The 22,952-nt window shown below is 33.4% G+C and carries 11 protein-coding genes and 1 tRNA gene; 7 read left to right on the top strand and 5 right to left on the bottom strand.

Translation table 11 applies throughout. The features are described from left to right. Positions 1-31: 31 nt before the first annotated feature. A complete protein-coding gene (locus C6368_RS15750; protein ID WP_107040189.1) occupies positions 32-1,297 on the bottom strand; it encodes a DEAD/DEAH box helicase in 1,266 nt (421 codons plus the stop codon). A gap of 105 nt (positions 1,298-1,402) precedes the next feature. On the opposite strand from C6368_RS15750, the gene C6368_RS15745 reads away from it, so the two are divergent. After that, positions 1,403-1,831 carry a secondary thiamine-phosphate synthase enzyme YjbQ gene (locus C6368_RS15745; RefSeq protein WP_107040188.1) on the top strand — a complete coding sequence of 143 codons (429 nt, stop codon included), beginning with the start codon at positions 1,403-1,405 and terminating at the stop codon, positions 1,829-1,831. A gap of 231 nt (positions 1,832-2,062) precedes the next feature. Here the strand turns inward: C6368_RS15745 and C6368_RS15740 are convergent. From C6368_RS15740 to C6368_RS15730, 3 genes are all read right to left on the bottom strand, one after another. After that, positions 2,063-2,138: transfer RNA gene (locus C6368_RS15740), tRNA-Met, on the bottom strand. Between the two features lie 174 nt (positions 2,139-2,312). After that, positions 2,313-3,791: a cysteine--tRNA ligase gene (gene cysS, locus C6368_RS15735; protein WP_107040187.1), complete on the bottom strand. Its 1,479-nt coding sequence runs from the start codon at positions 3,789-3,791 to the stop codon at positions 2,313-2,315. A gap of 133 nt (positions 3,792-3,924) precedes the next feature. Further along, positions 3,925-4,881 carry an NAD-dependent epimerase/dehydratase family protein gene (locus tag C6368_RS15730; protein ID WP_107040186.1) on the bottom strand — a complete coding sequence of 319 codons (957 nt, stop codon included), beginning with the start codon at positions 4,879-4,881 and terminating at the stop codon, positions 3,925-3,927. A gap of 427 nt (positions 4,882-5,308) precedes the next feature. On the opposite strand from C6368_RS15730, the gene C6368_RS15725 reads away from it, so the two are divergent. From C6368_RS15725 to C6368_RS15710, 4 genes are all read left to right on the top strand, one after another. After that, positions 5,309-6,469: a homogentisate 1,2-dioxygenase gene (locus C6368_RS15725; RefSeq protein ID WP_107040185.1), complete on the top strand. Its 1,161-nt coding sequence runs from the start codon at positions 5,309-5,311 to the stop codon at positions 6,467-6,469. A 48-nt stretch (positions 6,470-6,517) separates the two neighbouring features. After that, positions 6,518-7,678 carry a 4-hydroxyphenylpyruvate dioxygenase gene (gene hppD, locus C6368_RS15720; protein ID WP_107040184.1) on the top strand — a complete coding sequence of 387 codons (1,161 nt, stop codon included), beginning with the start codon at positions 6,518-6,520 and terminating at the stop codon, positions 7,676-7,678. Between the two features lie 99 nt (positions 7,679-7,777). Continuing rightward, a complete protein-coding gene (locus C6368_RS15715; RefSeq protein WP_107040183.1) occupies positions 7,778-8,764 on the top strand; it encodes a hypothetical protein in 987 nt (328 codons plus the stop codon). Further along, complete coding sequence (locus tag C6368_RS15710) at positions 8,754-10,037, top strand: M28 family metallopeptidase (RefSeq protein ID WP_107040182.1); 1,284 nt, start codon at positions 8,754-8,756, stop codon at positions 10,035-10,037. The genes C6368_RS15715 and C6368_RS15710 overlap by 11 nt, the downstream gene beginning before the upstream one ends. 44 nt (positions 10,038-10,081) lie before the next feature. On the opposite strand, the gene C6368_RS15705 is transcribed toward C6368_RS15710, so the two are convergent. Beyond that, positions 10,082-11,584 (bottom strand): helix-turn-helix transcriptional regulator, encoded by a 1,503-nt coding sequence (locus C6368_RS15705; protein WP_107040181.1) that lies wholly within the window; start codon positions 11,582-11,584, stop codon positions 10,082-10,084. A gap of 580 nt (positions 11,585-12,164) precedes the next feature. Between C6368_RS15705 and C6368_RS15700 the strand changes: the two genes are divergently transcribed. Together C6368_RS15700 and C6368_RS15695 are read left to right on the top strand one after the other, a co-directional pair. Beyond that, entirely contained in the window at positions 12,165-13,799 is a 1,635-nt protein-coding gene (locus C6368_RS15700; RefSeq protein WP_107040180.1) for a helix-turn-helix domain-containing protein, read from the top strand. A gap of 614 nt (positions 13,800-14,413) precedes the next feature. Beyond that, a partial coding sequence (locus tag C6368_RS15695) for an Ig-like domain-containing protein (RefSeq protein ID WP_159038641.1) occupies positions 14,414-22,952 on the top strand: 8,539 nt, incomplete at its 3' end.

The raw sequence follows: 22,952 nt of genomic DNA, 5'->3' as shown, positions 1-22,952 counted from the left end.
TCCTAAAAAGAAAAACTGTTGTTTACAGAAATTAATCTCTTTTTGGAGTTCTACTTCTGTTTCTATTTCCATTGTTATTTTGTGGTTTTCTACGACCACCTCCGCCTCCTCTTCCTCTTTGTTGAGGTTTCTTTGGTTTCGCATTTTTATCTTCAATTTCTTCCTCAACTTCAGGGTGTGGATCCATTACAGGAACTTGCTGCTTGATGAGTTTTTCAATATCTCTAAGGTAAGGACGTTCTTCGTTTTCACAGAAAGAAAGTGCTATTCCACTTGCATGAGCACGACCTGTTCTACCAATTCGGTGGACATAAGTTTCGGCAACGTTTGGTAAGTCATAGTTGATAACCAAAGCCAAATCATCTACATCGATTCCACGAGCAGCAATATCTGTTGCAATTAACACCTGAAGTTTTCCATCTTTAAAACCTCCCAATGCAGCTTCACGTTGTGGTTGAGATTTGTTTCCATGAATAGCAGCAGCTTTTATATCTGCTTGATCAAGTTTCTTGACAATTTTATTTGCTCCGTGTTTCGTTCTAGAGAATACTAAAACAGATTCTCCTGGACGGTCTTTAATCAATTCTCTCAATAAGTGAACCTTATTGCCTTTACTCACAAAATACACACCTTGCTCTACTTTTTCAGCAGTAGCCTGTTGTGGTTTAATTGTAACTTGTTCAAATTCTCCTAAGATTTTTCTAGATAGTTCCACAATTGATTTCGGCATTGTAGCTGAAAAGAAAAGTGATTGTCTCTTTGGTGGAAGTTGAGCGATAATCTTCTTAATATCGTGAATGAAACCCATGTCGAGCATTTGATCTGCTTCATCCAAAACTACGAATTCTAAATCGCGAAAAGTAATATATCCTTGGCTCACTAAATCTAGTAAACGACCTGGAGTAGCCACTAAAACATCAACACCTTGTTTTAGTCGTGCAACTTGTTTGGTTTGTTTTACTCCACCATAAATTACAGTAGTTCTTAAACCTGTGTGTCTACCATAAGCGTTAAAGCTCTCATCAATCTGAATCGCTAACTCTCGTGTAGGAGTAACGATTAAAGCACGAACTTTGCGTCTGCCGTTCGAATTATTATTCGAGTTGTATAAATGATGTAAAATTGGAATACCAAATGCTGCTGTCTTACCTGTTCCGGTTTGAGCAACACCCAAAAGATCTTTTCCTTTCAAAAGGATAGGAATAGATTGTTCTTGAATTGGAGTTGGATTTTCGTAGCCTTCTTCTTCGAGGGCTTTTAAAATTGGTTCGGCTAAGCCGAGTTGTTTAAATGTCATGTATTATTTAATATATATTACAAAGATAGGTTTTTAATCCTACTTTGTAGAGTGATGTGTATTTTTGTGATTTTTTGAACGGATTTAAATTTATATATTCAAGCTATGAAGTGGATACAAAGAGAAATACATTTACCTGCTTTTTCACGAGGGTTTCATATTATTACAGATGAAGTTCTAGGTGAAATTCCAGAAATCAAGGAAATTAAAATTGGGACATTACAGGTGTTTATTAAACATACATCAGCAGGATTAACGATCAACGAAAATGCTGATCCTACAGTTCGCATGGACTTTGAGAGCCACTTCAATAAATTTGTTCCAGAAAATGAACCTTATTACAAACATGATTATGAAGGAAGCGATGATATGCCGGCGCATATAAAAGCATCTTTATTGGGGAGTTCTGTTCAAATACCAATTACAGATGGGGCATTAAATTTAGGAACTTGGCAAGGAATATACTTGTGTGAACACAGAAACCAAGGTGGAAAACGGAAGTTGGTGTTGACTTTGATGGGGGAGAGTCGATGAGATGGGCAGAAGAAGAAGAAGAAAAGTAGGTAATCAGTATATACTTTGCTTCCGTGAAGTATATATTCAAAGGATGAAGTAAGAAATATTGAATATTTTTTATTCAGATTGACAAATATTTATGCCTAATCACCAACAATTAGTCTTGATCCCATAAAATCTCGTCCCCTACTTGATTATTAACCTTCATAAAACCAAAAATGGCAACTGATTTCTCAATTGCCATTTTAATGGTAGCGGGGACAGGACTCGAACCTATGACCTTCGGGTTATGAGCCCGACGAGCTACCAACTGCTCCACCCCGCAATATATCTTTATGTAACTTTTTATCTAATTTTGAGTGTTATTGCGAAACACTTTCCGTATTCAAACGGGTTGCAAAGATACGGACATTTAATTGATTTCAAAACAATTTTTTAAAATTATTTTAAAACAACTTATTAAGTCTCAGATTAACAGTCTTTTAAAATATAAAAATAATTATTGAACTTTCCATGTAGCGCCATCTTTATCGTCTTTGACAACAATTTTTGCTTCATTCAACTTATCTCGAATAGCATCAGCAGTTGTCCAATCTTTATTTTCTCTGGCTTTTTGACGCATTTGTAGAACTAATTCCATCACCGTTTCCAAACTCTCATTGTTTCCTTTTTCCTCTGACGGTAAAGTTAAGCCAAGTACATCAAAAACAAATTCATTCATAGCAAAAGTTAAATCCTTCTTGTCTGACTCTGAAATTGTTTCTTTTCCTAAGTTCACTGCTTGGATATATTTTGCAGCATCAAATAAATGAGCAACTAATATCGGAGTATTAAAGTCATCATTCATTGCATTGTAGAACTTCATGATTAAACCTTCGACATCAAATGATGATTTCTTACTGGTTTTAATTTCTTCTAATATTTTCATTGCTTCCATCAAACGCAAGAATCCTTTTTCCGAAGAATTTAATGCTTCAGCGCTGAAGTCTAAAACACTTGCATAATGAGCTTGCATCATAAAGAATCGAACAACGATTGGATGATAAGCACGGCCTAAAACTTCATTGTCTCCAGAAAATAACTCTTCAGGAAGTAAGGTGTTTCCTGTTGATTTACTCATCTTCTTACCGTTTAGAGTTAACATGTTGGCATGCATCCAATAATTTACTGGTTTACTTCCATTTGCTGCTGTTCCTTGTGCAATTTCACATTCGTGATGTGGGAATTTCAAATCCATTCCTCCTCCATGAATGTCAAAGCTTTCACCTAAATATTTTGTACTCATTGCAGAACACTCTAGATGCCAACCAGGAAAACCTAATCCCCAAGGAGAAGGCCATTTCATGATGTGTTCAGGTTTAGCATTTTTCCATAAAGCGAAGTCAAGCGGAGATCTTTTCTCTTCTTGCCCGTCTAAAGTTCTTGTTCCAGCAACTAAATCTTCTATTTTTCTTTTTGAAAGTTCTCCATAGTTATTGCTTTCATTGTATTTTTCAACGTCGAAATAAACAGAGCCATTTGCTTCATAGGCAAAACCGTTTTCGATGATGTCCATAATCATTTCGATTTGCTCAATAATGTGACCAGTTGCAGTAGGTTCAATATTTGGAGGAAGGTTATTGAATTGATCAAGTACTTTATGAAAATCTAAAGTGTATCGTTGAACGATTTCCATTGGTTCCAATTGCTCTAATCTTGCTTTTTTCGCAATTTTATCTTCTCCTTCTTCTGCATCATTTTCAAGGTGACCAGCATCTGTAATATTTCTAACGTATCTCACTTTATACCCCAAGTGTAATAAATAGCGATAGATGACATCAAAAGAAATAAAGGTTCTGCAGTTTCCTAAATGAACATCACTATAAACAGTTGGTCCACAAACGTAAAGACCTACAAAGCCATCTAAAATAGAGTTGAAAACTTCTTTTTCACCAGTTAAACTGTTATTTATCTTGAGTTTGTTTTCTTTATAATTCATGAAATATCTGTTTGAAAATACAAGTGCTAAATTACAAAATTTAGTACATAAAAAAATGAATGCTTTGGTTCAATTATATAAACCAAAGCATTCGAAATATGTTTTAAGAATTATTAATTCCTTTTTAGAAAAATTATTTATCAAACATTTGTTTAGTGTCTACGTTTTCAAGCATAACACTAACGAGTTTTTTTAAGTCATATTCATGTTTCCAACCCCAATCATTTTGAGCACTTTCATCATTTATTGATGCAGGCCAAGAGTCGGCGATTTTTTGTCTGAAGTCTGGAGCGTAGCTAATTTTAAAGCTTGGTATCTGTTTTTGAATCTCTTCTTTTAAATCTTCAGGTGTAAAGCTAATACCTCCTAGGTTATAAGAACTACGAATTTTTATTTTGCTTTCAGGAGCTTCCATCAATTCAACAGTTGCACGAACAGCATCGTCCATATACATCATTGGAAGCGTAGTTTCTTCATTCACAAAAGAAGTGTATTCTCCGTTGTGCTTAGCATGATAGAAAATGTCTACTGCATAATCTGTGGTACCACCTCCTGGAAGGGTAGAGTATGAAATTAAACCAGGGTATCGAATACTTCTAACATCTACTCCATACTTCTCATGGTACCAAGCGCACCATTGTTCTCCTGCTTGTTTAGAAATCCCGTAAACAGTACTCGGCTCCATAATTGTGTGTTGTGGCGTATTTGTTTTAGGGGTTGTTGGTCCAAAAACAGCTATAGAACTTGGCCAGAATACCTTTTTAATATGACCTTCTTTTGCAAGTTCAAGTACATTAAAAAGACCATCCATATTTAGTTTCCAAGCAAACTTTGGGTCTTTTTCAGCTGTTGCAGATAAAAGTGCAGCCAATAAATAGATGTCTGTAATGCCTTTTTCTTTTACAATAGATGAAAGTTTTTCGTTATCAAGTACGTTTAACGCAGTGTAATTGGATTCTTTCAATGCTTTTGGACATTCCTCTTTAATGTCAGAGGCCCAAACCGCATCTTTCCCAAATTTGCTTTCCAATAATAGAACAAGCTCTGTCCCAATTTGACCTCCAGCACCGATAACTAAAATCTTTTTCATAGTTTACATTATTTCAGGATGCGAATATAATTACTTGTCGCGACTAAAAAATTAAACATCTTACTTTTTTACAAAATATTCAAGGATTGTGAAATTCAAATATTCAAGGATTGAAAGATTTAATAAAATAAAAGACAACCGTCAATGAAAGAAACATTGTAGGAACGTTTTGAAAACCTTTGGTGATGTTTGTATTTGTTGTTTTATTCAAAAACTTCAGTGATTCAAAAATTCGTAATTGAAAAATTCGTCATTCGTAATTGAAATATGTATTTTTGTGTAAATTAAGAATTTACTTTTATATGAATTTATTCGAAAGTTTAAATAGCAAAAGAAAAGCTTTGTTGAAGCGCAATCCGGAGTGATTCCGTTCTTAATTTCTAATCCTCCTAAAAATCACAACAATTCATATTAAAAATTCGATTTTATGCCGTTTTATACAAAACTTGGTAAAATTCCTCATAAAAGACACACCACATTTAAAAAAGAAGAGGGTGGATATCATTATGAGCAGCTATTTGGAACAGAGGGTTTCAGTGGAACAGCTTCTTTAATTTATCATGTTCATAGACCAACTATGGTAAAAGAAATAGGGGAAGTTATAGATTTAACTCCATATGCTGCACTCGACAAATCTGTTAGAAGTCAAATGCTTAGTGGATTTAATATCCGAAAAGAAGCTGATTTCTTAGAAAGTAGAAAAATTGTAATGTTCAACAATGATTTGAATATTGCTTTGGCTTCGCCTCAAAAATCCATGACTGATTATTTCTATAAGAATGCAGATTCTGACGAGATGATTTTCGTTCATGAAGGAACTGGAACATTGAAAACTATGTTAGGGAATATACCCTTTGGACCTGGTGACTATTTGATTGTTCCTAGAGGAATTATTTATCAAATCCATTTTGATGGAGAAGATAATCGTTTGTTCATTGTTGAGTCTTTTTCTCCAATGTACACTCCCAAAAGATACAGAAATGGCTTTGGACAATTGATGGAACATTCTCCATTTTGTGAGCGAGATTTTAGAGCACCTAGTGAATTAGAGACGCATGATCAAAAGGGAGAGTTTTTAATGAAAATAAAAAAACAAAATTCACTACATCATATAACGTATGCTTCTCACCCTTTCGATGTTGTAGGCTGGGATGGTTATAATTTCCCTTATGCTATAAATATTAAGGATTTTGAACCAATTACAGGTCGCGTTCACATGCCGCCACCAATTCATCAACAATTCGAAGCACACAATTTCGTGATTTGTTCTTTCGTTCCGCGAATGTACGATTACCATCCAGAAGCAATTCCAGCGCCATATAATCACAGTAATATTGATTCAGATGAATTACTTTATTACGTTGATGGTGATTTTATGTCTAGAAACCATGTGGAAAAAGGATTTATTTCTTTACATCCAATGGGAATTCCTCATGGACCACACCCTGGAGCGATGGAAAAAAGTATTGGAAAAACTGAAACTGGTGAAACAGCAGTTATGGTAGATACTTTTAAACCACTGAAATTAACACAAACAGCTTTGGATATAAGTGATAAGGATTATGCTTTCAGTTGGTTAGAAGATTAGAAATAAGAAGTTTAAATAGAATATATTAACAATCATAAAAATATTGCAATGGCAAAAGAGATAAAAAATGTAGAGTACGGATTAGAAAAAATATTTGAAGGAGCGCAAGACTTTCTTCCATTATTAGGTACTGATTATGTTGAGTTTTATGTAGGTAATGCGAAACAAGCAGCTCACTTTTACAAAACCGCTTTCGGATTTCAATCACATGCCTACGCTGGTTTAGAAACTGGAGTTAAAGACAGAGCATCTTATGTTTTGAAACAAGATAAAATTAGAATTGTATTGACAACCGCTTTAAAAAGTGACTCACCAATAGGGGAGCATGTAAAAAAGCATGGTGATGGTGTGAAAATCGTTGCTTTATGGGTTGATGATGCACGTAAATCTTACGAAGAAACTACAAAAAGAGGAGCAAAATCTTACATGGAACCAACTGTTGAGACTGATGAGCATGGTGAGGTTGTTCGTGCAGGTATTTATACTTACGGAGAAACTGTTCACATGTTTGTTGAGCGCAAGAACTACAAGGGTGACTTCTTACCAGGATTTGTAAAATGGGAGTCTGATTACAACCCAGAGCCTGTTGGATTGAAATTTATTGACCACATGGTAGGAAATGTTGGTTGGAATGAAATGAATACATGGGTAAAATGGTATGAAGATGTTATGGGGTTTGTTAACTTCCTTTCTTTTGATGACAAGCAAATTACAACCGAATATTCTGCTTTGATGTCAAAAGTTATGTCAAACGGAAACGGACGAATTAAATTCCCAATTAACGAGCCAGCAGAAGGGAAGAAGAAATCTCAAATTGAAGAATACATTGACTTCTATGAAGGTCCGGGTGTTCAACATATCGCAGTTGCAACAGATGATATTTTGAAAACTATTGCTGAAATGCGAGCTAGAGGAATCGAGTTTTTGAGTACTCCTCCACAAGCATATTACGATGACGTTCCTGTTCGTTTAGATAAGCATGACCATAAACTACAAGAAGATATCAATAAATTGAAGGAGCTTGGAATTATGATTGATGCTGACGAAGAGGGTTATTTATTACAGATATTTACGAAACCTCTTGAAGATCGTCCAACTTTATTCTTTGAAATTATCCAAAGAATGGGAGCCAAAGGATTTGGAGCAGGTAACTTTAAAGCATTGTTCGAATCTATTGAGCGTGAACAAGAATTGAGAGGAACATTGTAATTCTCGAACTTTTAATTTTGTTAACACCTTCTTTCAAGTTTTGGAAGAAGGTGTTATTGTTTTGTTTAATTTTGAACCTCGAATAATTATATCATTTTTATGACGCTTTACAATTCCCTTCAGTCTATTAGTTCACGTTTAGATGAACTAACACATCAACTTTCAACCTCTAAATTATCCAAGGAGGAATTGACAGAATTTGAATTACTTTCAAGAAAACTCTACGAAAGAGCAGTAATTTTGAACTATAAATCCAAAGAAGAACATGTTTATGGTGATTCTTTAGATAAAAAAGTAAATCCAATCTTGCCTTTTTCTAATGAAGAAGATGAGGTGGTAGAAGTTCAAGAAAACACACCAATTTCAGAAATCCATATGGACGCGTTTGTAGAAGAAAACGATGTTGAGGAAGAGAAATTGGAAGTAGATAATTCTGTTAATAACGATGAGGCGACTGAAGAAGAAGTTGAGGAAAATGAACCTGAAAAAGAAATCATTGAAGAGGATGGTAGAGTTCAATTTGACTTTTCTGGAGGATTTGATGCATTAAGCGATGAAGAAAAGTCAGAAGTTAATGAAGTTGAAAAATCAGAGCCGGAAAGTATAGAAATTAATGACTCAACAATTTCCGAAGAATCAAGAAAAGTAGAGCCATTAAATAGAGAAAATCGAGAGGCGATTAATGAAGCGATGGCCAGACAAAAACAAGCTATATTTGATCAAAAAAGAACCGCTTCAAGAGATGCGAAATCAGATGAAACAACCAGATCTGATGATCAAACTACTTCATTTTATGAACGATTTTCAAAAGCTTATAAGGCTGCAGCAGGAGACCGATTAGGAACGTCAAAAATTGATTCTTTAAAAGGAGCGATCGGATTAAATGACCGAATGCTTTTTATAAACGAGCTTTTTAATGGAGATTCTAATTATTTCAATGATACAATTGAAACACTTGATCAATTAGAAAACAATGAAGTAGCAATGCGCAAACTAAGTGAAATTGCAGTCAAAGAAAATTGGAACAAAGAAGATTCTTCAGTTGATGAATTTGCACATTTAATTACAAGAAGATATGTTGACTAAAATGTCTTTGCTTTTTCTAGGAGTTTTTATTTCGATTTCGACATTTGCTCAAGTTGAAAAAGCAAGACGTATCACAGAAGTTTTATGCAGTGATTCTCTTTACGGTAGAGGGTATGTAAAAGATGGTGTGAATAAAGCAGCTGATTTTCTTGCGAATGAGTTTGAAAACGCAGGCTTAATAGCTTATTTAAAGGATGATTCTTATTTTCAGTCTTTTACGCTTAATGTCAATACTTTTCCTGGAATAATTGAAGTTAAAGCAGGAAATGAAATTCTTAAACCTGGAGTTGACTTTTTGGTAGATGCCTCTTCAGGTTCCTTTAACGGAGGTTTGAATTTGGTAGAAATTGATACAGCTGTTTTATCTAATCCTCATTTGCTAGATCCATTAATTAGTTTAGTGCGCAATGGCGATAGAAATGGATTTTATGTTGACCTAACTGGCTTATCTGGAAGAGACACCTACATTGCAGTACAACAATTTAATGCTTTAGCGGTTATTGGAGCTGTTGTTTATTCTACTGATCAAAAATTCACTTGGTCTGTTGGGAGAAATCAATTAAAATATCCAGTTTTACACATTAAAACAGGTAAAATTGACGCTAAAACGCAGTTAAATGTAAAAATAGCAGCCGAATTCGTTAAAAACTTCGAAAGTAGGAATGTTATTGGTTATCTCCCTGCGAAGAAAAGAAAGAGAAAAGCAGAAACAATAATTTTTACTGCGCATTATGACCATTTAGGAGGAATGGGAACAAGTCCTATAACGTACTTTCCAGGAGCAAATGATAACGCAAGCGGTACGGCAATGTTGATTTCTATGGCTGATCATTTTGTTGAGAATCCGAGTGAATATAATATCTTATTTATAGCTTTTGCAGGAGAGGAAGCGGGGCTTGTAGGTTCAGAATATTTTGTAAATAGTAAAATAATAAACTTAGATAATATCAAGTTTTTACTCAATCTTGATATTATGGGAAGTGGTGAGGAAGGAATTACTGCAGTTAATGGTAGGGTACACGAAAAGGAATTCAATCAATTAAAAGCCTTAAATGATGAACATAATTATTTGAATCAAGTAAAATCAAGAGGAGAAACAGCAAATAGTGATCATTATCATTTTCATGTCAAAGGAGTTCCTTCATTCTTTATTTATACAATGGGGCCTAATAAAAATTATCATGATGTTTATGATACTTATGAGGAATTAACTTTTTCAGCGTATGATAATATTGTGAAGTTGTTGGTAGAATTTGTAGAAGAATTGAATTAGTAACAACTTGTTTGACCAGGTACAACTCTATTTTTATTCTCTTTTCAACCAAGGTTTTCTTGGAATTTTCCTTTCTCCAGTTCTGTTATGAAACTTGAAGGTGTTAAATCGGTAACTTTTTTAAATACAGAAGCGAATTTACTGTGTGAAGAAAAACCAGCCATTTCGGCAATATAAGATATTTTATATTTTAAATATTCTGGCTCACTTCTCATAAGGCCTATTACATAAAGTATCCTCAATTCATTTATGTAGTTTTTAAAGTCATTTTCTTTATAAGTGTTAATAATGTAAGAAACATATTTAGTGTTACTATTCATTTCGACAGTTAAAGAGGATAATGAAATATCTTTGTCTAAAAAGAAGTTTTTAGCCTCTAGTAGATTTAACTTTTCTAGTAATCTAGATTCTGTTTCAATTGGCATGATAGATTTTTCACTATTCTTTTCCTCTGCAATTTTTTTCGAATTTTCAATGTCTGTTTGAACTTTGTTTAGCGTGTCTAATTTATTTAGGAGAGTTTTATATTTAATGTGTTGTTTTTTTAGTTTAAACCTGTAAGAATAATAGTCAACGAACATAAGGAGGACTAGGAATGTAACTACCAAAATTAAAAGATAATTATTTGAGTTCGTTGTTTCATTTTTTTTATGCATTTTTAGCAATAATTCATTTGTAACTTTCTTGGAAAACAAATCTCTTTTATTTCTGGTTTCGGTAAGTTTGTCGCTGTAAAATAAGGTGTTTTCAACATCGCCAGTTTCTTTATAGTATCTTACTAAAACCTCTAAGACTTTAGTTTGAACAACTAGATTTGGAATGTTTTCGAAAGTTTCCCTTGCAATAATGAGGTGTTCCAATGCTTTATCATAGTTCTGGTCATTCATTTCGATGTTTCCCATAGAACTATGAAAAATACTAAGCAATGAAGGGTAGTTATCGAGGTCGAATTGTAATCCTTGTTCTGCTTTCTCTCTTGCGCTTTTGTTATCATTTAACTTTAGATAACAATCGATGTAAGTCTCAAATATTGATGACATATTAAATTCTATCATCTTAGTCTCCTCCATATTCTCCAAACATTTTTTGGATTTATCGAGTTCAATTAAAGATTCGTTATATTTTCTTTTAGAAAATAGATTTGCAGCTTTTTCATGGTGGATGACACTTTGAATTGAGTGATAGTTAGGTTCATTTTTCCTTTGCGCATTTGCTTTTTCAGCATTTTCAAGGTGAGTGTCTGACTCTGTACTTAAACCTATTCTCCTATACAGTGTGGCTAAATAACCTGAGCTACGAACTACATATTCATAATTTTTATTTTCTATAGAAAGCTGTTCTGATTTGGTAGCCCAATATATTGTCATTGCAAGCTCTCCTTGATTTTCATATAAGAGTGCTGTTAAAAGAGCACATTTTATACGTTGTAAATGAGTTTGTGAATTGTTGAATAAAGAATCTGTTTTAATTAGAGCTCTGTCAGGCTCATTAATTCTTAAGTTGATAGCAATGTCTAAATACAAACTATCAAACTTGCTTTGTGGCATTTGCGCATTAAGTTGATGAAAACTTGTACAAACGATAATCAAAAACGATAATAATATCTTAAATGTGTGAGAATTCAATACACTGGTTTTAAAGTGAATTTTTCACAGGTGTTACGTATAGAAAAATACCTTTTAAAATTAATCAAAAATTCCTAATTGAAAAAACTATAGTTGTAATTTGTACTTAGTCTAACAATAATATGCTTATATGTACTTTTAAAATGGATAAACAAAAAAAAATAATATCCGAAAATAGCTTGGTGTTATAGAAAAATAAGTTTGTTTATGGGACTTCAATATGATGTATTACTTTTATTTATTTCTCATTCTTTATCCAAAGGAAATAGTTTTTATTCTTACTGAAAAAAAGTACTTAAATGTTTTAATTAGATGTTTTTTTGTTTTGAATGATATTTTCTTTACGTAACTTAAGGTGTTGTTTTTCTATCTTTTACGGTGTTTAAATTCATTAATTCGGATAGACTACTTTTATAGTGGGACTTTTATTTTTGTAATTTTAAAGGATATTCTCAACCAAATTTTTCAAACGTTTTTGAGGCTAAAAATTTTGCACATTAAAATGAATTATAAACAATCTACCCTAAGTTCACTACTTTATGTAATTTTTATTTTATGGATTTTGTGTTCTAGCGGCTTAAAGGATTCAAGTACTGCAGGGAATGATTTCGATAGTATTTATTTTCATACTACCGTAACTATTGCAGTTAATGATATTGATCGTGCACATAATATAGCCGATTCATTATTTTTGAATTCTAGTTCTAAACTTAAACAAGTTAAGGCTTTGATGTTGTCTTCGTCATTATATCAACAGAATGGAGACATAGGTAAGTCAATCTTTACAGCAAAGGAAGCGTATGGCATTGCTAAGAATAATTATCTATATGAATGGCAAGCAAGAATCTCAGGTTTTTTGTCGTCACAGTTTAGAATTATGGAAATGTATGAACAGAGTGAAATATATTTAAATGAAGGAATAGAATTCAGTAAAAAGATAGATAATGAGGAGATGAGTTTGTTATATCAGGGACTTATTTTACAAGAGAAGACATTTAACTATCTTGCGAATAAGGAAATTGATGAGGCTAAAAAATCAGTAAATGAAGCAGAAGTAAATTTTAATAAATTAAAAAACGAAAGAAGTAAAGATTATTTTTCTCTAACAAATCAAGAATTACAAGGAAGAGTTTATATTCAAAGTAAAGAATGGAAACTTGCGGAATTTCATTTGCTAAAAGCTTTAGACCTTTCTCTTAAAATGTCTAAAGATAATTTCATGATTGAAGGTGAAATCTATAGTGAGTTGGGGAGAGCTTATTATGAACAAGATAAATTTGATCTAGCTTTTGAATATCTTCTAAAGGCAGAGGATTTAATGAAGGAGTCAAAAAATTTAGCTTTAGAGATTGAGGTCTATAAAACATTTTCGGATTATTATAATTCTTTAAAGGAGTACGAAAATTATGTTTTATATAACGAGAAATATTCTATAGCTCTTAAAGAGTTTGAAAGAAAAAAGAGATTATCTATAAGTCAATACATTCAGCTTACAAAAAATCAAAGAGATATACATGAAAAATATAAAATTGTATTTATTGTATTGTCCATCCTATTGTCAATTTCAATTTTTTGCATAATCATCTATTTCAGGAAAAGGCAAAAAAGGGATAAATTATTATTTGAGAATGTAATGAAAAAGGCTGTGGTTCCTGAAGAGGTAACAACTAAAGTTTTAGAAGTGATTCCTCAAGAAAATTCAAAAGATAACGGAGTTGATGAATTGAAATCAATTATGGCAGAGGATACCGAGATGCTTATTTTAAATAATCTTAAAAAGTTTGAAAAGGGAAAAGATTTCCTTGATAAAAATATCTCTTTGTCAAAATTGGCAGTTATTGTTAATACCAATAGTAAGTATTTATCTTATGTTCTGAATAAACATGAGAACCTCAATTTCCCATCCTATATTAATAAGCTTAGAATTGAACATATAATTAAAAAAATAAGCGGTAATAAAATATATAGAAATTATAAAATTAGTTACCTCGCTGAAGAAACTGGATTTTCGTCACATACTAAATTCTCTCAAGCTTTTAAATCTGTGACAGGATTATCACCTTCTGTTTTCCTAAAAGAATTTGAAGATCAAGAAATTAATTCAACTAGTTCTGAATCTAAAAATGTAGAAAGCTAATAATCGATTGAATATTTTTTTTGCTCGGATAAATTTTTATGAATCTTTTTTGATTTGTCACGATTATTATTTTTTTCTCTGAAAGGAGATATTACTTTTACTTAATCTAACTTTTGTTATAATTCTTTACTCGAAATAATGTTTCTTTTGATTGTAAAATATTATTAGAGACTGATCATTTTTCTTTTTCTCATTTCCATTAAAGGTCGTTTTTTTATTAATCATCTGTTTCGACAAAACGTTTTTTTATTTCGACAAACCCTCTTTTTTTAAGTATTGATATATTGATAATTATTAGAAATAGCATAGATATTAGTCAATATTAAGGTCCAACGCAATATTTCTTAAAAGTAATGAAAACCTTGATATTTAGAGGTTTGCGATGTCTGAAATCGTTAAAATGAATACACACCTTCATTTTTTAGTCTACATTTTATATAATTTTGGCGATAATTAAATTGTCACACATGAGAATACAGTGTTTGACAACAATAAAATCAGTTCACAATGACAATTGTGTTCTGCATAAAAACTTTGGAGTTGATTCCTTATTATTTGGAACCAATTTTATCAATTCAATTTTACCATTTAAAAATAATTTTAAATAAAAACCTATGTTTAAGTATTTATCAATTGTAATTTTATTTATAATAATTAGTTTCAATAGTTACGCTCAAATTCCTGTTGGAACTCTTGATGTCCCAGCAGAAGAATTCATAGGTGAAGATTTTTGTTTTTCTTATGATCTTGTTAATGATGGTCTTGAGGCAGGGTTTAATCCTTATGTTAGATTGTTTATTCCTCCGGGGATAACTTTTAGTGACGCAACCTATGGTAGTTATACTGCAACTTCAACGGTTGTAGGTGTTTTACCTAGTACACCTATTCTTGATCCAATCATTAACTCAGGTACTGCGGCCGATACTATTGATGGTCCTGCAGGACATACTTTAGTGATACTTCAGGTTTCGGTAGGTTCGTTAGTAACAAATGGTCCTGTTTTGAAATTTGAAATTTGTGGTAGTGTAGATGCAAATGCAACGATTAATACGCCGGTTGCTATTTTAGCACAACCTGTTTATGAATTAGGTGATACTCCTTTGGGAACAAATGGACCAATCGCAGGAGAAATAGAATCTGAACCGATAACACCTATATTGTTTAAAACAAGTAAGAGTGGTCCTGCAGTAATTAATCCAGGTGGAGGTCCCGCAGAATGTCATATTTATCCTTATACTATAAATGTTGATATTGCAGCAGCTGGGACCTTAAATGGTCCTATTGTCTTTTCTGATGATTTGGGTGCTGATATAACTTATGCAGGAAATTTAGTTTTACCAGGAGGTTGTTCGGCTGTTGAACCAGCAGTGGGATCTACTGGTGGGAATTTGACTATTACTTGTAATGGTAGTTATGCAGGTTCAACTGATGCAGATGATATAGTTGTTCAATATGACGCCTATGTTCAAGATATTTTAGATGAAACGATTTGTGATACAAAAGAAGTTCAGAATAATGTCTCTTTTAATATTGACGGTTTTCCTATTGAATTGGATTCTGTTGAAACCATTGTGGAACATGTAACTTTATCTCATTCTAACGATAATGATTTAGTAAGTGTTGGGCAAACTGTGACTTATACAATTAATGCTAGTATTACTGAATATACAGCAGGGATTAATTCAGCAGTGATTGATTTTATTGTTCCTGATGGAATGGAATATAATGAAACGAGTTTAACTTTTGGAGGAGCTCCTGTTTCGAATACATATTATACTGTTACACCAGGTCCAGGAAATGGAGCAACAGTAAGTGTAGATATACATTCGTTTAATGGGGCAGATTTTTTACCATGTGCATCACCAAATTTAGTTTATACTGCTGATGTTAGAGAATTTTATGGTAGCGGCGCAAAAGTTTTGTCGCGAGATGACTTAAGCCATACATCAACTATTACTTATGATTTAGTTGAAGGAGCTACTGGTTGTCAATCGGCATCTGGGGTTGGATCAGTTATTCAAGGTGTGATTATAAATAAAACGGTAAATAATTTACCTCCCAACGGTATTGATTGGTTACCAGGTGATATAGTTCAATATCGATTGGAATTACAAATCCCTAGTTTAGATGCAGATGATGTTGTGATTACCGATTTCTTCCCAATTCCTATTCATGATGTTACAGATTTATCGCCTGCTTTTGGAGCAGACGTAAGATTTGAAAATAATACATGTTGGAATACTACTCCTTTAACATATACTATCGTGACGGAGACCAATAGTCTAAAACTTGAGTTTGGTAATGTTACTGATAATGAATCAGGAAATTGTGTTGATATTGTATTGCTTATTGATATTCCAATAACTACTGTTCCTTTTGCTGATAATTTATTCCATAGTAATTTTAAAGTAGTAAGTACTGATAATAGTGAAGTTGATGATGATATCATTGATGCCCTTACTTTAATTAATGTAAGAGCTCCTTCATTTTCTGATTTTGATAAAAGTGTTGCAAGTTCAAGTAACTCTTCTGCTAGTATTAACTCAAATGGAATTAGTAATGTAGATGCTGGTGATACAATTAATTTTGAATTATCTACAAGTAACATTGGAGGGGCGTATGCATATGATGTCCAAGTTAGAGATGTTGTTCCAAATGGATTAACGGGATGCTATTTAGATGCTTCTAACCCTTTAACTTATAGTGATAACACTGTTGCTGATTATACAGGTGGTTTTACAGGAAATCAACTTGTAGTTGATTTGACGGATAGTCTTGACCCACAAGGACTTCCTAAAGATGGATTTACAATAAGGTATTCTTGTATTGTTGAAAATGATGTTCAACCCCTAGAAGTTCTTACAAATTATGCAGAAATGGATTGGGCATCTGAGGAAGGGGCTACGAAGTTTCCAGCAATTGAAGATGAATCAGATGTTACGATTTCTGATCTTTCTGTAAATAAAAGTATAGATACTATATTTCCATCGAATTCTCTTCCTAATAGAGTTGTGATAGGAGACTTTATTAAATATAAAGTAGCCGTTACAATTCCAGAAGGTGAAATGAATAATGTAAGATTTAGAGATGTACTTGATGAAGGACTTGCATTTGTAAGCATTGATTCCATTTATTCTAATAGTTCTGATTTATCACCATCTTCGGCATCTCTAAATTCATTAATTGGAAATGAAGTTTATAGTTCAAATGGTTCTTTACCAAATGGAGAAGATAGAGTTTTTGATTTGACCATTGGAAATGTTACGAATAGCAATTCTGATAACAATATAGATGAACAAATTTTCATTGAATATACTACAACTGTAATTAACTCTGATAATAATGTTTTAGGAACGAACCTAAACAATAGGTTTGATGTACTTTGGAACAATCCAAATGGTGGAGGTAGTGTTTACGAAAGAGCTACTGCTCCAATTGTTACTATTACTGAACCTTTATTGGAAAGTAACAAATCATTTTTAACTTCTACTTTGACTCCAGGAGGTCAAACTTTTGTAACTTTAAACCTTGCTCATTTGGCTGGATCAAATGCTACAGCTTATGATGTGACTTTCTCTGATACATTGCAACTTGGTTTAAATTACATTCCATCTTCTGCAGTAATTAGTGGTACTCATTCCGCAACGCCTGTTTTAAATATTTTTGGAAATACTATTTCAGTTTCTATTGATAGTTTAGCATTGACTGAAAATATTGCTTTGGTATTTAAGGTAGAGGTTGATGAATCATTCCCTTACTGTCAAGTGATTGATAATTGTATGGATGCAAATTGGAGTAGTATTTATAATCCAAATTATCTACCTAATGCACCTTATCAACCTAATGCACCTTATCAAAATTTAGCAAGTCTTCCAACTGGAATTAATAACACTTTAGTTGGAGAAAGAACTGGGGTTGAAAGTAATGTTGGAGGAACAAATAATACATATCGAAGTAAGTCTTGTGTTGATATGTATACGACTAATGAATTAGCTTTTGATCCAAATATTACTTCAACTGGACCTGTTTGTGAAGGTGGTGCTGTTTCACTATCTGTTCAACAATATACCGGAGGTGTAGTTAATTATGAATGGTACGGTCCAGGAGTTCCTGTAGGTTTTAATAGTAATGTATTGACATTTAATCCAATAACACTGTCAGATGTTGGGACTTACTATGTGATTGTTAATGTGGATGGTTGTATTTCTGATACTTCTCAAATGTTTAATTTACAAGTATACCCTAAACCAACTGCTGCACCAACAAATAATGGGACCGTGTGTTTCGATCCAAGTAATACTTTATCTTTAAGTTCAAATCCATCTGGAGGAACACCACCATATAGTTATTATTGGACGGGACCAAACAATTATACTTCTTCAGCTCAGAATCCTATTATTCTAAACCCTAACAGCAGTAGTTCTGGTACTTATTTAGTAACTGTTACAGATAATAATGGATGTAGTTCTGGGCCAATAAGTACAGATTTACTTTATTCTAAAACTCCGGTTAAACCAAGTTTAATCACTAATTCACCAATTTGTGAGGGTGGACAAATTACTGTTCAATCCAATACTATTTATACCGGTTCAAGTATTAATTATAATTGGTCAGGACCAAATGGTGCGATTAATAATAACTCAAATGTTCTTACTTTAAATTCAGTAAATTCAAGTGTTTCTGGAATTTATTCCTTAACGGTTGAAGTTGATGGATGTACATCTCCGTCAACAGATATAAATGTTATTGTTTCTCCTCAACCTGCTAACCCTGTACCTACAGCATCTTCACCGAATTGTGATAACGATTATCTATCATTATTCTCAAATTCACCAGTAGGTTCTAACTTTACTTATCAATGGACTGGACCAAATGGATTTGTAAGTTCTTTGGAAAATCCAACGATTCAAGGAGTAAATCAATCGAACGCAGGATTCTATAATTTAACAATAACAAATAGCGCAGGTTGTACATCTCAAGGAAGTGTTCAAGTGAATATTAATGCTGCACTTCAAACACCAACTTTCACTGCTTCTCAAACAAGTGTTTGTGTAGGAGATAACTTTACACTTACAAGTAATATTTCTTACTCCGGAAATTTAGTTGAATACAATTGGAGTACACCGAATGGGATTATTACAACAGCAACACCAACTTTAACCGTGAATTCGGCACAGCTTTCTGACGGAGGAGCCTATTCTTTATCTGTTGAAGTTGATGGTTGTACTTCAAATGCATCGGGAACAACAATAGTTAATGTCAACAATAATAGTGCTAAGCCAAACATTAATTCTACTGCAACTGTCTTATGTAGCGGTGAAAGTTTTTCATTGTCAACTACAACTGTAGCGAATAGCTATAATTGGTCAGGACCAAATGGATTTAGTTCTACAAATATGAACCCTGCTTCTATTGTGGCAAGTTCTACAACAGCAGGTACATATACTTTAAATGTCACAAAGAACGGTTGTGTTAGTGCTGATACTTCAATTACAATATCAGTTAATCCTTTACCAGCTACACCAACTTTAACAGGAACAACAACACTTTGTTTTGGTGAGTCTATTGTTTTAAGTACTAATTCTACATGTTCAACTTTCAAATGGATTGGACCTGGTGGAACAAGTGCAAATCCTCAATTCACTACAAATTCGAATTCATTAATTATTCCTTCAACTGACCCAGCATATGCTTCAGGTGACTGGAAGGTAATTTGTGTATCAGCTAATGGATGTGAATCACCATTATCAAACGCTATAAATGTTACAATTAATCTGGTACCTAATGCGGTGGCTAATAATAACGGACCAATTTGTAACGGTAACACATTAGAATTAATAGGTAACACTGTTTCAGGAGCAACTTACCAGTGGTATAATGAGACTTATTCTTCTTTATTGTCAACGAGTGCAAACCATACAATTAATGGTTTAACAACTGGAACATATACTTATAACTATATAGTAAGTGCGAACGGATGTTCAGATACAGTTACAACGGTTGCAACAGTGGATGCTGTTCAACAAGCGCCTTCTATTTCTCCAGTTAACCCAGATATTTGTGTTGGAGATATGATTGTTTTAGGAACTTCAACTTCTGCTGATACTTATAGTTGGACAGGACCAAACGGCTTTTCTTCAAATAGTCAAAATCCTGCAGCTATTCCAGCTAGTTCAACAACCGCTGGTGTTTACACTTTAAGTGTAACCATGAATGGATGTGGTTCGGCTGATGCTTCAGTAAACGTAACAGTGAATCCAATACCAAATACTCCAACACTTAACGCAGCAAGTACGAATGTTTGTCAAGGTGAAGATATTGTATTAACTACAAATACCAATGCCACAAATTATTTATGGATTGCTCCGAATGGAGATACAATTACAACACAAACTCCATCTCTAACTGTTAGCAGTGGTGTGAATTATACAACTGGTAATTGGAGTTTAGTTACTGCAAATGCAACAGGATGTTTGAGTAATAACTCGAATAATTTGATGATTAAATTATATGATAATCCAAATGCAATTGCTTCGAATAACGGATCAATTTGTAATGGAGGAGATGTTACTTTAACTGGAAATACTGCTGCAAATTCATCTTCTGAGTGGTTTGATGAGAATTATACAGCGCTATTATCAACGGATCCAATTCATACAATCAATAACTTAAGTGCTGGAACATACACTTACAATTACATCCTAAATGTGAACGGATGTGTTGATACAGCGACAACCGTTGTGACAGTGAATGCTACACCTTCTGCTCCAGCCATTTCATCAACTGATGTTGATTTGTGCGTAGGAGAAACTTTTGCTTTAAGCTCATCGACATCTGCAGATAGTTATTCGTGGACAGGACCAAATGGATTTACTTCAAGTAGTCAAAACCCACAAGTTTTAACTGCTTCATCATCCACTGCCGGAACATATAATCTTACGGTGGTAATTGATGGTTGTACTTCAGCGAGTTCTTCATTGAACATTAATGTTAATCCTGTACCAAATACTCCTGTATTGAATGCTTCAAATAGAAATATTTGTCTAGGGGAGAATATCGTTTTAACTACAAATGCAACAGCAACTAATTATTTATGGATTGCACCGAATGGTGATACGTTAACAACACAAGTTCCTACTCTAACAGTTGGAAGTGGACCAAATTATACAGCGGGTAATTGGAGTTTGGTAACTGCAAATGCAAGTGGTTGTTTGAGTAATAACTCAAATAGCGTTTTGATCAATATTCTGAATAATCCAAATGCAGTTGCTTCTAATAATAGTCCAATATGTAACGGAGGAACAGTTACTTTAACAGGAAATACTTCAACAAATGGGACTTATGAGTGGTATGATGAAAATTACACAACTCTATTGTCAACGAATTCAGTTCATTCTATTAATAACTTAAGTGCTGGAACTTACACATACAACTACATTTTAAATGTGAATGGTTGTGTTGATACAGTTTCTACAGTTGTTACAGTTTCTGCTAATGCTGCGGCACCGACAATTTCTTCTACTGCCACTGAATTATGTGCAGGAGAAATATTTAGTCTAAGCACAGCAACAGTTGCTAATAATTATTCTTGGGCTGGTCCAAACGGATTTAGTTCTTCAAGCCAAAACCCTATAGCAATTACTGCTTCAAGTTTAACAGCAGGAACCTATACTTTATCTGTAATGAATGGAAACGGATGTGTTAGTGATGATGCTACAATAGACATTATTGTAAATCCACTTCCGGCACAACCAACAATTACAGGACCAACAACTATATGTTTTGGTGAGCCAATTGTACTTTCAACAAATTCAACTTGTACAACTTTCAAATGGATAGGACCTGGAGGAACAAGTGCGAATCCTGAATTCACTACAAGCGCAAATTCATTAACGATTCCTTCAACAGATCCAGCTTATGCTGCCGGTGATTGGAAAGTAGTTTGCGTATCTGCTGCTGGTTGTGAATCACCATTATCTAATCCACTTAATGTTACCATCAATCCTGCACCGACAGCCGTTGCAAGTAACAGTGGACCAGTTTGTAATAACACAAGTCTTGACTTGATAGGAAATACAATTTCTGGCGCAACTTATGAGTGGTATAATGAAACATATACTACATTATTGTCAACAAGTGAAAACCATACAATTAATGGATTAACTTCTGGAACTTACACATATAATTATATTTTAAACTCAAATGGATGTATTGACACGGCAACAACAGTTGCAATAGTTAATGCAGTTCAACAAGCACCATCTATTTCAGCAATAGATACAGAAGTTTGTGAAGGCGAAATGATTGTTTTAGGAACTTCAACTGCTGCAGACTCTTATACATGGAATGGACCAAATGGTTTCACTTCAAGTAATCAATATCCTGCTGCGATTCCAGCAAGTGCTTTAACTGCAGGACAATATTCATTAAGTGTTACAACTAATGGTTGTGGTACTTCTAATGCTACAGTAGATATTACAGTGAATCCTTTACCAACAACACCGGTACTTAATATAACGAGTAATGATGTTTGTCAAGGTGAGGAAATTGAATTGTCAACTAATGCAGTTGCAACAGATTATCTATGGATTGCCTCAAGTGGAGATACAATTACAACACAAACACCAAGTTTAACAGTAAATAATGGTTCAAACTATGCTTCTGGAAATTGGACTTTAGTTGTTGGAAATGCAAATGATTGCTTAAGTGCAAACTCAAATACTCAAGCAGTTAATATCTTACCAATTCCAAATGCTATTGCTATTAATAATGGAATTGACTGTACTAGCGGATGTGCTGGCGGATTAAATTGTTATACCGGACCAATTTGTAATGGTGGAAATGTTATCTTATTAGGAAATACCGCTACAAATGGAACTTATGAGTGGTACAATGATGATTATTCAACTTTATTATCAACTAGTAATACTCATACATTTAGTGGTTTAAGTGCTGGAACATACACTTACAACTACATTTTAAATGTGAACGGATGTGTTGACACTGCAACTACAGTTGTAACGATTACTGACACTCCACCAGCTCCAGCTATTTCATCTACAGCAACTGTTTTATGTGAAGGTGGTACATTTAGCTTAGGTTCAACAACAGTTGCAAATAGCTACTCTTGGACAGGACCAAATGGATTTACTT

The sequence above is a fragment of the Brumimicrobium mesophilum genome (assembly GCF_003025005.1).
Taxonomy (GTDB): Bacteria; Bacteroidota; Bacteroidia; order Flavobacteriales_D; family Crocinitomicaceae; genus Brumimicrobium; species Brumimicrobium mesophilum.
The sequence above is the reverse complement of the archived record's forward strand: the minus strand, read 5'-3'. Positions and strand labels throughout refer to the sequence as shown.

Coding starts and splice junctions, on each gene's coding strand:
- C6368_RS15730 (WP_107040186.1), bottom strand. CDS start 4,881: ATGAAAAAGATTTTAGTTATCGGTGCTGGAGGTCAAATTGGGACAGAG.
- C6368_RS15710 (WP_107040182.1), top strand. CDS start 8,754: ATGTTGACTAAAATGTCTTTGCTTTTTCTAGGAGTTTTTATTTCGATT.
- C6368_RS15705 (WP_107040181.1), bottom strand. CDS start 11,584: ATGCCACAAAGCAAGTTTGATAGTTTGTATTTAGACATTGCTATCAAC.
- C6368_RS15715 (WP_107040183.1), top strand. CDS start 7,778: ATGACGCTTTACAATTCCCTTCAGTCTATTAGTTCACGTTTAGATGAA.
- C6368_RS15750 (WP_107040189.1), bottom strand. CDS start 1,297: ATGACATTTAAACAACTCGGCTTAGCCGAACCAATTTTAAAAGCCCTC.
- C6368_RS15725 (WP_107040185.1), top strand. CDS start 5,309: ATGCCGTTTTATACAAAACTTGGTAAAATTCCTCATAAAAGACACACC.
- hppD (WP_107040184.1), top strand. CDS start 6,518: ATGGCAAAAGAGATAAAAAATGTAGAGTACGGATTAGAAAAAATATTT.
- cysS (WP_107040187.1), bottom strand. CDS start 3,791: ATGAATTATAAAGAAAACAAACTCAAGATAAATAACAGTTTAACTGGT.
- C6368_RS15745 (WP_107040188.1), top strand. CDS start 1,403: ATGAAGTGGATACAAAGAGAAATACATTTACCTGCTTTTTCACGAGGG.
- C6368_RS15700 (WP_107040180.1), top strand. CDS start 12,165: ATGAATTATAAACAATCTACCCTAAGTTCACTACTTTATGTAATTTTT.